Origin of the sequence: Salinimicrobium sp. 3283s (assembly GCF_039602225.1) — a bacterium.
Classification (GTDB): domain Bacteria; phylum Bacteroidota; class Bacteroidia; order Flavobacteriales; family Flavobacteriaceae; genus Salinimicrobium; species Salinimicrobium profundisediminis.
In genome coordinates, this window is record NZ_CP143631.1 from 2,226,825 (window position 1) to 2,240,469 (window position 13,645).

Here is a 13,645-nt window from a genome sequence, read left to right on the forward strand (position 1 = left end):
ATTATGGTAAGCATTTTAATTCTAATTTTTATTGTTGGATACCTGGCAATAACGCTGGAACATCCATTAAAACTTGATAAAGCAGTTTCGGCCCTCTTAATGGCAACCGTTATTTGGGCCGGAATCGCTTTTGGTTTTAACAAAGGGCTTCTTTCTATCGTAGATTATCACGGGGAAGTTTTTAATATAACTAAAGGAAACCTGGCAGAGCAAATGTGGGGTTTTAAAGCAAATCTCATGCACCACTTTAGTTCTATAAGTGAGATTTTGTTTTTTCTTATTGGAGCAATGACCATTGTGGAGATCATAGATCTTCATCGTGGGTTTGCTATTATTAAGAAAGCCATTGTCACTACCGACAAAAAGAAGCTACTGTGGATACTGGGGTCTCTTGCGTTCGTACTTTCTGCAGTCATCGATAACTTAACCGCTACAATCATTCTTGTTACGCTGCTGCGCAAGCTGGTTCCCAAACGTGATTACCGGGTATGGTTTGCTGCACTTATTGTAATTGCTGCTAATGCCGGGGGAGCCTGGTCGCCCATTGGTGATGTGACCACTACCATGCTCTGGATAAACAACAAAGTAACGGCAGCAGGCCTGGCAGAGCATCTCATCATCCCTGCATTATTCTGTTTTATACTTCCGTTTGCTGCAGCGATGCGGCTTAAAGCATTTCAGGGAAAAACAGTTTTAAAGAAGAAAGTGATTGATGATGATTCTGAAAGGTTGTTGAGTAGCCGAAAAATGCTTTATGCAGGTTTGGGGGCTATTCTTCTGGTTCCAATTTTTAAAGCAGTTACTGGTTTGCCACCATACATAGGTATGCTGTTTAGTTTAAGCCTTGTCTGGATGCTTTCAGAATATGTAAAGCCGGTGAAAAATATCAGCAAAAACGAGAAGAACTTATACTCAACACATAAAGCTCTTTCGAATATTGAATTTTCAAGTATCCTTTTTTTCCTCGGAATTTTACTGGCAGTGGCAGGGCTGGAGAGCCTTGTGTTTGGAACTCTTCAGGAGCAGCAGGTTGGCACATTGTTTTATGCCGCCAGTCAGCTTTCTCAGGCGATTCCGAGTATGGACGCTGTAGTGGTAATTCTCGGGGGGCTTTCAGCAGTAATAGATAATGTACCGCTGGTAGCAGCTTCTATGGCTATGTACGATTTCCCAATAGATGACAGGATATGGCATTTTATAGCCTATAGTGCAGGTACAGGAGGTAGTCTTCTCATCATAGGGTCTGCTGCGGGTGTTGCCGCTATGGGAATGGAAAAGATCAACTTCATGTGGTACCTAAAAAACATTGCGCCCCTGGCTCTACTAGGATTTTTAGGGGGAGCTGTTAGTTTTATAATTCTTAATAATTTCTTCTAGATTTATATTTGTGCTTTTAGGTTGTAATAAATCAAAGGCTGTTTATCTTTACAATTAAAATTGTATTCTCACGTTACATAAAAAACCAGATACACAAATGCTATACTTTTTTCAGGAAGATGGTCTTGCCCAGGCCGTAGAGGGGGCAGAGCCGGTAGTAGAGGAAAAAACTCTTTCTTTATTTGACTTGTTTCTAAGCGGTGGAATAGGAGGACAGGTGATCATCTTTATTCTCTTCATACTGTTGTTTGCCGCCATTTACATCTATTTCGAGAGGTTGTTTGCTATCAAGGCAGCTTCAGAAACAGACAGTAATTTCATGAACCAGATCAAAGATAGCGTACTGCACGGCAATATTGAGTCTGCAAGAATTCGTTGTGCTCAGGCTAATTCGCCTGTAGCCAGGCTTACTGCAAAGGGGCTTGATCGTATTGGGAGTCCGTTAGAAGATATCAATACTGCTATCGAGAATGCAGGTCGGCTTGAAGTCTACAAACTCGAAAAGAATGTGAGCGTTCTTGCTACTATTGCAGGAGCTGCGCCTATGATTGGTTTTCTTGGAACGGTTATAGGGATGGTCATTGCCTTTCATGAACTGGCAACCAGTAGCGGGCAGGCCGAAATGGGCGCCCTTGCAGAAGGTATTTACACCGCGATGACCACTACCGTGGCTGGGCTTATTGTAGGTATTATTGCTTATATTGGGTATAACCACCTCGTGGTAAAGACCGATAAGGTAGTGCACCAAATGGAAGCAACAGCAGTAGATTTCCTTGACCTTCTAAACGAACCGGTATAGTATGAATTTAAGAGGCAGAAATAAGATCAGTCCAGAATTCAGTATGAGTTCCATGACCGATATTGTATTCCTGTTGTTGATCTTTTTTATGCTCACCTCGCCGGCTATCACTCCGGAAGCGCTTGATCTTATCCTGCCAAAGGCAAAAGGTAAGACCACGAACAAACAAAATGTGGCGGTGAGTATTACAAAAGACCTACAGGTTTATATCAATAAAGAAAGAGTGAGCAATAGCTCCCTTGAGGCAAGGCTCAAAGAAGTCTTGAGCGGCGAAGAAGATCCTACTATCATCCTGCGGGCCGAAGAAGGAGTGCCTATTGAGAAAGCAGTAGATGTGATGGATATTGCCAACAGGAATCGCTACAAGATTGTACTTGCTGTAAAACCTGAATAAATATCTTTGCTTCCTCATTATTTCCTCTAATTGTGGAACTAAGTTTGCGGCATAAATTTTAAGAGAAGAACAAAGTGAAATACCTGGAAACAGAACATGAACGAAAGTCGATGGCAATAACAGTGGTGCTTCACGTACTGCTTATACTGCTATTGCTGTTCTTTGGTTTCACTTATCTCGATCCGCCACCCGAGAACGGCATAGCCATTAATTTTGGAACTTCAGAAGTTGGTTCGGGTACAGAGCAGCCCACTGAGCCCATAAAAACGGCACCCCAGCAAACAGCTGCTCCTGTGACTCCGGTAGAAACCAATATTAAAGAAGAAGTTGTTACCCAGGAAATCACTGAAGCGCCTGTAATTGAGAAGAAGAAAGAAGAAAAGGTAGTTCAGAAGGTGGAAACTCCGGTAAAAAAGGTGGAAGAGCCTGTTAAAAAACCCGATCCCAAACCTTCAAAATCTACTACCGATGCCCTGAGCAGTATACTTAACGGTCCTGCAAACGACGGACAGGCGAAAGGTGGAGAAGGTAACGACCAGGCTGCGGGCGATAAAGGAAGCCCCGATGGCGATCCTAATGCAAAATCATACTACGGAACCGGAATGGGTCTTGACGGGGATGGGAATTATCGTTTGGGTGGCCGTAAAGCCTTAAACAAAGAAAAATTTGTGCAGGATTGTAATGAATCTGGGATAGTGGTGGTTCAAATAGAGGTAAACCGTAACGGGCAGGTTACCCGTGCAATACCCGGCGTTAAAGGAACTACAAACAACGCAACCTGTCTTACAGATCCTGCAAAAAGAGCCGCCCTGGCCACGCGTTTTAACAGCGACGCCGATGCACCTGTAAAGCAGGTGGGAACTATTATCTACAATTTTAAACTTACCGAATAACTTTGATGACTTATTCTGAAACTGTTGAGTGGATGTTTCAGCAGTTGCCCATGTATCAGCAGGTGGGAAATAAAGCCTATCGGGTAGACCTTCACAATATTACCAGTCTGGTGAAGCAGCTGGGTGAGCCACATAAGCACTTTAAGAGTATACATGTTGCAGGTACCAATGGAAAAGGGTCTGTTTCACACATGCTCGCTTCGGTGTTGCAGGAGGCTGGCTACAAAGTGGGGCTTTATACTTCGCCACATTTAAAAGATTTTAGGGAACGTATTAAGATCAACGGCGAAATGATTTCTGAAGCCGCCGTGATGCAATTTATTGCATCCAATAAAGCCTTTTTTGAGAAGGAAAGCCTTTCATTCTTTGAAATGACAGTAGGGATGGCCTTTAATTATTTTTCCGAAGAAAATGTTGACATTGCAGTTATTGAAGTAGGGCTTGGCGGGAGACTTGATTCCACGAACATTATTTCTCCAGAACTTTCTGTAATCACCAATATTGGTTTTGACCACGTGAACATCCTCGGTAACACGCTGCCTAAAATTGCTGCTGAAAAAGGCGGGATCATAAAAGAAAATACTCCTGTAGTGATAGGGGAGTACCAGGAAGAGACTTTTCCCGTATTTAAGCGATTGGCTGAATCCAAAAATGCGCCATTTTATTTAGCTGAAGACTTCCGAGGAAGATCTTATACTTCCGATCTCAAGGGGCAGTATCAGAAATGGAATATACGCACAGTTTCTATGGCTTTAGATGTGCTGAAGGATCTTGGATGGGAGTTGCGAGAAGAAGCTGCAGAAAAAGGTCTCAAAAATGTCATTTTTAACACTGGGCTTCGGGGCCGCTGGGAAGTGCTGCAGGAAGATCCAAGGGTAATTTGTGATACTGCACATAATAAAGAGGGGTTGGTTTATGCTATGAAACAGCTACAGGAAGAAAAATTTGAGGATTTGCACCTGGTTATAGGCGTGGTAAACGACAAAGATCTTACTTCGGTGCTGCCAATTTTTCCAAAATCTGCAAAATATTATTTTTCCAGACCTAATGTTCCCCGCGGACTTGCTGCGGAAGAATTACAGAAAACAGCAGCCGAAAATGGCATTTTTGGAAAGGTATTTTCTTCAGTTACTGAAGCTTATGAAGCTGCGTTACAAGAGGCTTCTGCTAAAGATGTGGTCTATGTTGGAGGCAGTACTTTCACTGTGGCAGAAATAATTTAATTTTTTTGAAATTATTCTTTGCGTAATTAAAAATGTAGTCTATATTTGCATCCGCATTCAGAGAGAAGCACACTTCAAGAATGCTGAAGTTCATTAAAATATTAGGGCAATTAGCTCAGTTGGTTCAGAGCACCTCGTTTACACCGAGGGGGTCGGGGGTTCGAATCCCTCATTGCCCACACAATTCAAGGCTTCCTTTTTGGAGGCCTTTTTTGGTTTTCAGGGTGATTAGCTCAGCTGGTTCAGAGCACTACCTCGACAAGGTAGGGGTCACTGGTTCGAACCCAGTATCACCCACAAAATGGGGAATTCCCGAGTGATAAAAAGCATATTTCAAACAAACCTCACAGGTTTCCAAAACCTGTGAGGTTTTTTAATTAATAAATTTTCTTATTTCAATATTATCATTTTACAGGAGAAGTTGAGGGCCTCTAGAGCTGTAGCTCATGAGCCCAAAAAAAATCCCAACCCCACAAGCAGGAGCTTGTGGGGTTTTTTCGCTTAGTCCGCAATATTTAATTATGGATCAAGAACAAAAGTTGTGGACTAGCTAAATAATGTAGTTAATCTGTACAGGAAAAATTCTACATTTTTCACCCCTCTAAATTGACTTCTAAAAGCTTTAATTTTTGCATTGAATGATTCTGCTGAAGCATTTGTGCTTCTATTTCTAAAGTAGTTTAAGATCGATCTGTAGTTGAGACTTATTGTTGTGGCAACGGTGTTAAATGATTTAAATCCGGATTCTTCTACTTCTTTATACCAATGGGCTAATCTTGTATATCCTGCTTCAATAGATTTTGTCTGGTTAAATACATTTCTAAGGCTATTGACAAGTGCATAGGCTTTATCAATGTCTGTATATTCATGGAACAAGATTTTAGCTCTTTTAGATTGACTTTCTGTCCATTTCGATGGAGCTTTGTATAGCAGATATCTACTCCTGGCCAATAACTGTTTCCTGGTATCTCCATTGGTAAAGGTCTCTGGAGTATAACTTTGGCCTTTTAATTTTCTCTTCTGTATCTGCTCGTTTTCATAATCAATTGCTTCCCATCGATGCTTGATCCGGAGGTTCTGAAGGGCTTCAATAGCCAGCTTCTGGACGTGGAATCGATCTGTGACTTTTATTGCTTTTGGAAAACATTTCTGCACGATAAGCTTCATGGAATGAGCCATATCTAAGCTTATCTCCTTCACTTTATTGCGTTGATAAGAAGGGATCTTTAGTAATTGCTCAATGATAGCTTCAGCTTTAGTACCGGCAATAATAGCTACAAGTGCTCCTTTTTTACCTTTAGCCTTCTTATTGGTGATGATCGTGTAGAGCTCTCCTTTGGATAGAGCAGTCTCATCAATGGAGAGGTAAGGTCCCATATTCTCTGGAAAGATAAGCCACTTTCTGGCGTGCTTCTTTTCTTTCCACTGCTTAAAATCACTCAGAAAGTCTTTGTACTGGCGCTGCAGTTTCTTTCCATTGACACTGTAGAAACTTCCAATAGTATGGCAGTCAGAAGCCTTAGTATCGACTAATTTCTTTTAAAAAAGCAGCGAACTCGTTGGTCATACGTGTTCCCTGTGCTACTAAGTTCCAGTCTCTTTGCACTACCTGTCCGGTATCTTTATCCAACCATCGACGGCGTTTCACATGAAGATAAACGGTGTTTCCCCGGAGCGGAAAGTCTTGAATAGTAATTTCTTTGTGGAAACCTTTAGATACTAAAATCTTTGAAGAATGTTCGTCAGGAGGGATATTGCGTTCTTCAAAATAAAGATGAAGTACTTCTTTTTCTTTTCTACTCTTTTCTAAGTCAAAATTCTCCACCAAGAATTGTGGAAGTACAAGCTTAATCAGGTCCAGGTAATTATTATCCACCTACAGTAATTTTTTTGCAAAGATCGAGATTTACTCCAATTCCTCCACAACATTTAGGAATGATCCTTAATTATTTTATATTTTTCACAATTTGTTTAAAATGTAGAAGCTATTTTTTTATTGTTATCTTTAACACATGCCTTCAGGAGAATTTTTGCTGAAGGATAGATCAGGATAATCTTTTACATTAAATACAAAGTCCCTAACAAAATGAAAACTGCAGAAAAATTCGCGATCAACAACCTGTTGCATCAAAAAAGCTATCTCTCAAACGGTGAATTTATTCCGTGGGAAGGAGAAATGGATGAAGTGTATTCCACTATTTCTACCGGCGCAAGCTACAAACCTACCTTTCTTGGCACAGTGCCTCACATGAACGAGGCTACAGCGCTTGAAGTTCTGGAGAGTGCCTGTAAAGCTTATGGAAAAGGACAGGGGGTGTGGCCAACCATGAAAGTTTCTGACAGGATTGCGGCTATGGAACAATTCGTTTCTCAGATGAAGACCAAGAGAGAAGAAGTGGTGAAGCTGCTTATGTGGGAAATTGGTAAATCCCTGCCTGATTCAGAAAAAGAATTTGACCGTACAGTAGAGTATATTTACGATACTATAGAAGAATACAAGCAGCTTGATCGTGACAGTGCAAAATTTCAGAAAAGGGATAAAGTAAATGCGCACATCAGGCGTGGTCCACTAGGCGTGGTGTTATGTCTGGGGCCATATAATTATCCCCTCAACGAAACTTTTGCTTTGCTTATCCCTGCGCTCATTATGGGGAATACTGTCATTTTTAAACCTGCCAAACATGGAGTGCTTCTGTTGTCTCCTTTACTGGAAGCCTTCAGAAATAGTTTTCCTAAAGGCGTGGTGAATGTGATCTTTGGGAGAGGGAGAGAAGTTGCTGCCCCAATTATGAAGAGTGGGAGAATTGATGTGCTGGCGCTTATAGGTAACAGTACATCGGCAATTGCCCTGCAGGACCAGCATCCTTACAAGAACCGTCTAAGGCTGGTGCTTGGCCTGGAGGCGAAAAATCCTGCTATTATACTTCCAGATGCAGATCTCGATCTTACTATAGAAGAAGTTCTCACCGGTACTTTGTCTTTTAACGGGCAACGTTGCACGGCTCTTAAAATAGTTTATGTGCACGAAGATATTAGGGAAGAGTTTAATAAAAGATTCGCTCAACGGGTTGATCAACTAAAATTTGGAAACCCGTGGGAGCCTGGTGTGAAACTTACGCCACTTCCCGAGCCCAATAAACCGGCATATATCCAGGAACTTATAGATGATGCAAAGGAGAAAGGAGCTTCGGTACTCAATAAAAGGGGAGGGGAAACTTCCGAAAATTTCATTTTTCCGGCTGTTCTTTATCCTGTGACTTCAGAGATGCGGGTTTATAAGGAAGAGCAGTTTGGGCCAGTAATTCCTGTAAAGCCTTTTTCTGATATTGATTCTTTGCTCGACGAGATTGCTGCTTCAAATTATGGGCAGCAGGTGAGTCTGTTTGGCAGAAGTATTAAACAATTAGCTCCGCTAATAGATACTATGGTGAACCTGGTGTGCCGTGTAAACCTTAACAGTGCCTGTCAACGTGGGCCCGATGTTTTTCCGTTCACAGGAAGAAAAGATTCGGCAGTGGGCACCTTAAGTGTACACGATGCCCTGCGTTCTTTCTCAATACGGACTTTTGTGGCGTCAAAAGAAAATGATTACAACAATGCCATCATAAGGGAACTCCTGCAAAGCAGGAATTCGAATTTTGTAAGTACAGATTATATCCTGTAAAAGAACAAGCCCCGGTCTATAGAAGATCGGGGCTTATTTTTTCTTTCAGTTAATTGAAATGGCTTACAACAGTTCCAGGGCACGTTCCAGGGCCATGCCCCGGGATCCTTTTACAAGAATGACTCCCTGATTAAATTCTGAAGGTTGGAACCACTGTTTAAAACCTTCAAAAGTGGCAAATTTCTTCACCTTTTCTGATTCCAAAGAGGTAGCTGCAAAATTTGAACCTATGAGGAAAATTTTGTCAACTTCAGACTTTGCATAGTTCTCAGCTATTTCCTGATGCTCAGCTGCGGCCATGCTTCCCAGCTCAAACATATCTCCCAAAATTGCTATTTTAGGAGACAGGTCCATCTTACTTAGATTGTCTAAAGCAGCAGCCATGCTTGAAGGATTAGCATTATATGCATCCATAATGATCTTGCGATTGTTTTTAAGGATGATTTGAGAGCGATTATTCTGCGGAATGTATTCTTCCAGGGCTTCTTTGATCTTTTCTTTGGGTACTTTGAAGTAGGTGCCTATGGCGTAGGCTGCAGCCATATTTGCACTGTTGTAGGATCCGGTAAGATTTCCTGTGATCTCATTTTCTTCGGCTTTTATCCCGGCAAAGGAGTCGTGACTGGTATATTCTACTTGAACATTGGCCGCTGGTGTGGAGCCGAAAGTGAAATTTTGAGCATATTCCTGTTCCTCCTTTTGCAAAGGGTCATCAAGATTCAAAAAGAGCATTTTTTCGTTCTTTTTTAAATATTGATAGAGTTCTTTCTTTCCTTTTATCACTCCTTCAACTCCACCGAATCCTTCAAGGTGTGCCTTGCCAAAGTTGGTGATATAACCAAAATCGGGGAGGGCAATATTGCAAAGGAAGGTAATCTCCTTTTGATGATTTGCTCCCATTTCAACTATTCCCAGTTCGGTTTCACTGTTCATGGACAGCAAAGTAAGAGGGACCCCTATATGGTTATTGAGGTTGCCAACAGTTGCTACTGTTTTGAACTTTTTTGACAGTACTGCATTGAATAATTCTTTGGTGGTAGTTTTGCCGTTACTTCCGGTAAGGGCGAGAATGGGAATTTTGAGGTGTTGGCGGTGAAACGTGGCTAGTTCCTGAAGTGCTTTGAGGCTGTCTTCAACTTTTATAAACCTATCGTTATTCTCGAGGTGTGTATCAACTACAGCGTAAGCTGCACCTTTTTTAAGAGCTTCAGAAGCAAATTCATTGGCATCGAAATTTTCCCCTTTTAGGGCAAAAAAAATGCTGCCAGCCTTAATTTTTCGGGTGTCGGTGCTAATTCCGGAGCTGGTGAGAAAAAGCTCATGGAGTTGAGGTATATTCATGAATTAAAGCTATAAAAAAAGCCCTAATATTATTAGGGCTTTTCATTAATATTTTGCCTGAAAATTAATCTCTTGCAGTCTTGTTTTTGTTTAAAGATTTTGACCCTACACGAGACATCGCATTTCTAAACCCGATATAATCGGTTGCCATATCTTGGGGGAAATATCTTCTTTGAGCAGGATCTAACCAGTAAGCACGGTCTCTCCATGAGCCTCCTTTATAAACCCTCACGTTGTCATCTACTAAAGTTGTACGTCCTGTAGACTGATCATATTGAAGGCTTTGACCTCCCAGGCTGTCTACACTGGCTGTATGAACCGGAGAGTTGTACATGCGTTTATTGGGATCTGCCGTGGCTTCATCTCCAAAAGAGTCGTAGTACCTGCTGGAATTTCTGTCGCCATCTCTAAAGTTTCTCTGGTCACTTTCGTTGAAGTTGGTGCGCAGGTAAGTGTCTTCGGGTGTGATTGGAACAGTTTTAATTTCTCCCGGAAGGTTTCTTGCTACTATTCTTCCATTGCTTAGAGTGTCATATTCTATTTCATCAACGCCTAAAACTTTCACAGTTCCATCTTCGGTGATAGCGTGCTTTGTATACACGTTTCCGCGGTAGTAGTTAAAGTCGTTAAATTCGTCATCTACTATAGGGCGGTAAACGTCAGCAACCCACTCAGCCACGTTTCCGGCCATATCGTAAAGTCCGAAGTCATTTGGTTCGTAAGATTTTACTTCGGCAGTAATATCGGCACCATCATCGCTCCATCCGGCAATTCCGCCGTAATCTCCATCTCCCTGCTTGAAGTTGGCCATTTGGTCACCACGTTTTCTGGCGTCACCACTTCGGGTGTACTGGCTGTCCCATGGATATTTTTTTCTTCCGCGGTAAACATTATAGTTTCTTATCCCAACAAGGGCAAGAGCTGCATATTCCCATTCGGCTTCGGTAGGAAGGCGGTATTCTGGAAGAAGAATGCCATGCTTGCGCTGCACGTAAAGGTTTGTACTGTCTTTGGTCATAAAACGGTCAGCTTTATTTCCTCCTCTTACAAGGCTGTCGCTTCCGCCGTACACCTGGTTTGGTGCGTTTAGATAAGTTTCTGTGCTAAAGCCCTGTCCGGGTTCAGCAGCAAAACGTGCGCCTTCAGCAGTATAACCCTGCTTTTCAAGACGCAGTTCGTTCACCCTGTCGGTTCTCCACTTACTAAATTCAACTGCCTGTATCCAGCTCACTCCCACTACAGGATAGTTGGCGTATGCCGGGTGACGCAGGTAGTTATTGGTCATGGTTTCATTATAACCTAACCTGTTTCTCCATACAAGGGTATCGGGTAGGGCGCCATGATAAATATTTCTATATCTCTCTTCGCTTGGAGGGTATACCCTTTTAAGGTAATCGAGATATTCGAGGTACATTAGATTGGTCACTTCGGTCTCATCCATGTAAAAAGACTGAACGTGTTGTTGGGTGGGCGTGTTATTCCAGTCGTGCATCACATCATCCTGCACTCTTCCCATTGTAAAGGTTCCTCCTTCAACAAAGACGAGGCCTGGGCCTGCATCCTGCTCATCATAATCGGCATTGTAATTAAAACCACCCTCTTTGGAGTTGATGTCCCAACCCGTAGCCCGGGAGTTATCTTTGTAATCCCTTGAGTTGTTACAGCTAAAAAGTCCAGCACTCAAAGCGATGGCAAAAAGAGCTTTTACAGCAACTTTATTTCTCATATTCACATTATCTTTTATAGCAATTAAGGCTCTGCAATATAGTAATTAACGCAAAACTACCAAGATTATTTCAACTGAAACAGAATCCTGTAGTTTCCTGAAAATCTTTATGATAACGCACCTTTTAGGTAATTATTTTATGGGCTGTAAAAACAGCTAATCAAACTTTGAGATGCATTAAGACGCAAAAGTAGTGGTTTTTTGACAACTTTTTTCTTTTCTTTAAGCTTGAGTTGAATTAGTTACAATTTAAAACCATGTATTTTCGCTTATAAGCTTATAACAGGTGTGAATGGAAGAATTTAGAGTTGCTGCACAAGCTTCTGTTAAATTAAACGTTATAAGTAATATTATGGTAAAAGCAGAAATTCGGTTCGAATAATACATTCTAAAGGTTTTCAGGTATATTTGTTAATTATTAATAGTCTTATGAAAAAAATTTCACTCTACACCTTTGCGGTGATTTTGCTCGTTGGTGGGAAATCTTTTGCTCAGGAAGAGCGTAACCGGGTGATCACCACGGCGGCTTCTACTTTAATGATAGCAGCCGATGCGCGTGCTGCAGGGTTGGGTGACCAGGGGGTGGCAACTTCTGCCGATGCCTACTCGCAACAGTGGAATCCGGCAAAATATGTTTTTGTGGAAAGTAAGCAAGGCCTGGGGGTGAATTATACTCCTTATTTGAGTGAGCTTGTAAATGATATCTTTCTTGGGAATGTTACCTATTATAACCGAATAAGTGATAGAAGCGCCTTTGGAGCAAGTTTAAAGTATTTTAGCATGGGGAACATTGAGGCCCGTGACTATCCAGATGAAGTTGCGAGGATTCTCAGTCCGAATGAATTTACGCTCGACCTTTCCTATGCCCTTAAGTTAAGTGATCATTTTTCTATGGCTGTGGCGGGAAGATTCCTTCGCTCCGATCTTAAGATTGCAGAACTTGATCCCGATGCCAGTGCGGCAAATACCTTTGGTGTAGATGTCTCGGCTTTTTACCAAAGTGACCGCATCACATTTACCCAGTTTGACGGTCGCTGGAGAGCGGGTGTCAATATTGCGAACATAGGTCCTAAAATAAAATATGATGCTGGGGGGCAGGAAAACTTTATCCCCACAAATTTAAAACTTGGTGGTGGTTTTGATTTTATCCTTGATAATTCTAACCGGATAGGAACTTACCTCGAATTCAATAAGCTCCTGGTGCCTACCCCTAAAGATTTTGACAATGACGGCGACAGGGATGCCGAAGATATTCAGGAATACAACTCTATAGGTGCTATTGAAGGAATTTTTAAATCTTTTGGAGATGCGCCCGATGGTTTTAGTGAAGAACTTAAGGAGGTTACTTATGCAATAGGGGCCGAGTATGTATATGAGGAAGTGTTTTCCCTTAGAACAGGATATTTCCATGAAAGCCCGGAAAAAGGCTCACGGGAATTTATTTCTTTTGGTGCCGGTTTTAGACATAATATTGTAGATATCGATCTTTCTTACCTCTTTTCAACTTCCGAAGTGGTGAGTCCGTTAGAAGGGACCTTGAGATTTGGGTTGACCTTTAACTTTGGAGAACAATACGCTCAATATTAGTAGTAAGATTAAATTTCTGGTATTCTTTTGATTATTACCTAACTTTGTGCCTCACAACGAGGAAATAACAAGCTCCCGGACTATTTTAGTTACGGGAGATTTTTTCTAGATAAAGAACAGGAATGAAAAAAATAACAATAAGTGCCGATCTTGCAGTCTACGAAAATAACGCGGAATTGCCCGATGATGTGCAAAAACTGATGCAGGAGGCGATTGATGCAAGAGAGAAATCTTACTCTCCATATTCACAATTTAAAGTAGGTGCCGCAATTCTTCTTGAAAACGGGGAAGTGGTAACCGGGAGTAATCAGGAAAATGCCTCCTATCCGGCGGGTTTATGTGCCGAAAGAACTGCAATCTTTTATGCAGGCGCAAAATACCCAAACACCAGGATCTTAAAAATGGCTTTAACGGCGCGATCTGAGAAGCAGGAAGTCGCTGTTCCCACCCCGCCCTGCGGGTCGTGCAGGCAGGCTATTGCCGAGTATGAAGTAAAGCAGGATCAGCCTATCGAGATCTTCTTTATGGGAGAGAAAGGCAAGGTGGTAAAGGCGCAATCTGTGTCCGATCTTTTGCCGCTCATATTTGACAGTACATACCTATAACGTTTTCGCGCTTTTTCAATAGGAAACTGTTTTTAG

General features: G+C 41.8%; 12 protein-coding genes and 2 tRNA genes. 10 read left to right on the forward strand and 4 right to left on the reverse strand.

From position 1 onward, the window contains the following. Window positions 1-3: 3 nt before the first annotated feature. From nhaD to VS868_RS09875, 7 genes are all read left to right on the forward strand, one after another. Window positions 4-1,377 carry a sodium:proton antiporter NhaD gene (gene nhaD, locus VS868_RS09845; RefSeq protein ID WP_345597125.1) on the forward strand — a complete coding sequence of 458 codons (1,374 nt, stop codon included), beginning with the start codon at window positions 4-6 and terminating at the stop codon, window positions 1,375-1,377. A 97-nt stretch (window positions 1,378-1,474) separates the two neighbouring features. Beyond that, the gene (locus VS868_RS09850; protein WP_266071240.1) at window positions 1,475-2,176 is read left to right on the forward strand and encodes a MotA/TolQ/ExbB proton channel family protein; all 702 of its coding nucleotides are present in this window, start codon (window positions 1,475-1,477) and stop codon (window positions 2,174-2,176) included. A 1-nt stretch (window position 2,177) separates the two neighbouring features. Continuing rightward, on the forward strand, window positions 2,178-2,570 hold the full coding sequence (locus VS868_RS09855; protein WP_266071239.1) for a biopolymer transporter ExbD: 393 nt from the start codon (window positions 2,178-2,180) through the stop codon (window positions 2,568-2,570). A gap of 74 nt (window positions 2,571-2,644) precedes the next feature. Continuing rightward, window positions 2,645-3,463, forward strand: coding sequence for an energy transducer TonB (locus tag VS868_RS09860; protein ID WP_266071238.1), 819 nt, complete (start codon window positions 2,645-2,647; stop codon window positions 3,461-3,463). A 5-nt stretch (window positions 3,464-3,468) separates the two neighbouring features. Beyond that, on the forward strand, window positions 3,469-4,686 hold the full coding sequence (locus VS868_RS09865) for a folylpolyglutamate synthase/dihydrofolate synthase family protein (RefSeq protein ID WP_345597129.1): 1,218 nt from the start codon (window positions 3,469-3,471) through the stop codon (window positions 4,684-4,686). A gap of 104 nt (window positions 4,687-4,790) precedes the next feature. After that, a tRNA-Val gene (locus VS868_RS09870) sits at window positions 4,791-4,865 on the forward strand. A 43-nt stretch (window positions 4,866-4,908) separates the two neighbouring features. Continuing rightward, window positions 4,909-4,983: transfer RNA gene (locus tag VS868_RS09875), tRNA-Val, on the forward strand. 249 nt (window positions 4,984-5,232) lie between these two features. On the opposite strand, the gene VS868_RS09880 is transcribed toward VS868_RS09875, so the two are convergent. Both VS868_RS09880 and VS868_RS09885 read right to left on the reverse strand, forming a co-directional pair. Further along, window positions 5,233-6,153 carry a transposase gene (locus VS868_RS09880; protein WP_345599806.1) on the reverse strand — a complete coding sequence of 307 codons (921 nt, stop codon included), beginning with the start codon at window positions 6,151-6,153 and terminating at the stop codon, window positions 5,233-5,235. Window positions 6,154-6,205: 52 nt separating this feature from the next. Further along, a complete protein-coding gene (locus VS868_RS09885; RefSeq protein WP_266068495.1) occupies window positions 6,206-6,562 on the reverse strand; it encodes a transposase in 357 nt (118 codons plus the stop codon). A 210-nt stretch (window positions 6,563-6,772) separates the two neighbouring features. Between VS868_RS09885 and VS868_RS09890 the strand changes: the two genes are divergently transcribed. Then, entirely contained in the window at window positions 6,773-8,350 is a 1,578-nt protein-coding gene (locus VS868_RS09890) for an NADP-dependent glyceraldehyde-3-phosphate dehydrogenase (RefSeq protein ID WP_266071236.1), read from the forward strand. Window positions 8,351-8,413: 63 nt separating this feature from the next. Here the strand turns inward: VS868_RS09890 and murF are convergent, their stop codons facing one another. Together murF and gldJ are read right to left on the reverse strand one after the other, a co-directional pair. Further along, window positions 8,414-9,691: a UDP-N-acetylmuramoyl-tripeptide--D-alanyl-D-alanine ligase gene (gene murF / locus VS868_RS09895; protein ID WP_345597136.1), complete on the reverse strand. Its 1,278-nt coding sequence runs from the start codon at window positions 9,689-9,691 to the stop codon at window positions 8,414-8,416. 64 nt (window positions 9,692-9,755) lie between these two features. Further along, complete coding sequence (gene gldJ / locus VS868_RS09900; protein WP_345597138.1) at window positions 9,756-11,417, reverse strand: gliding motility lipoprotein GldJ; 1,662 nt, start codon at window positions 11,415-11,417, stop codon at window positions 9,756-9,758. A 429-nt stretch (window positions 11,418-11,846) separates the two neighbouring features. Here gldJ and porV point away from each other — a divergent pair, with 429 nt between their 5' ends. Together porV and cdd are read left to right on the forward strand one after the other, a co-directional pair. Further along, on the forward strand, window positions 11,847-13,004 hold the full coding sequence (gene porV, locus VS868_RS09905; protein WP_266070188.1) for a type IX secretion system outer membrane channel protein PorV: 1,158 nt from the start codon (window positions 11,847-11,849) through the stop codon (window positions 13,002-13,004). Between the two features lie 122 nt (window positions 13,005-13,126). After that, entirely contained in the window at window positions 13,127-13,609 is a 483-nt protein-coding gene (cdd, locus tag VS868_RS09910) for a cytidine deaminase (RefSeq protein WP_345597144.1), read from the forward strand. The last annotated feature ends 36 nt before the right edge of the window (window positions 13,610-13,645 follow it).

Excerpts from the sequence above, each read along its gene's own strand:
- nhaD (WP_345597125.1), top strand. The coding sequence starts at position 4 with ATGGTAAGCATTTTAATTCTAATTTTTATTGTTGGATACCTGGCAATA.
- VS868_RS09850 (WP_266071240.1), top strand. The coding sequence starts at position 1,475 with ATGCTATACTTTTTTCAGGAAGATGGTCTTGCCCAGGCCGTAGAGGGG.
- VS868_RS09855 (WP_266071239.1), top strand. The coding sequence starts at position 2,178 with ATGAATTTAAGAGGCAGAAATAAGATCAGTCCAGAATTCAGTATGAGT.
- VS868_RS09865 (WP_345597129.1), top strand. The coding sequence starts at position 3,469 with ATGACTTATTCTGAAACTGTTGAGTGGATGTTTCAGCAGTTGCCCATG.
- VS868_RS09890 (WP_266071236.1), top strand. The coding sequence starts at position 6,773 with ATGAAAACTGCAGAAAAATTCGCGATCAACAACCTGTTGCATCAAAAA.
- murF (WP_345597136.1), bottom strand. The coding sequence starts at position 9,691 with ATGAATATACCTCAACTCCATGAGCTTTTTCTCACCAGCTCCGGAATT.
- gldJ (WP_345597138.1), bottom strand. The coding sequence starts at position 11,417 with ATGAGAAATAAAGTTGCTGTAAAAGCTCTTTTTGCCATCGCTTTGAGT.
- porV (WP_266070188.1), top strand. The coding sequence starts at position 11,847 with ATGAAAAAAATTTCACTCTACACCTTTGCGGTGATTTTGCTCGTTGGT.
- cdd (WP_345597144.1), top strand. The coding sequence starts at position 13,127 with ATGAAAAAAATAACAATAAGTGCCGATCTTGCAGTCTACGAAAATAAC.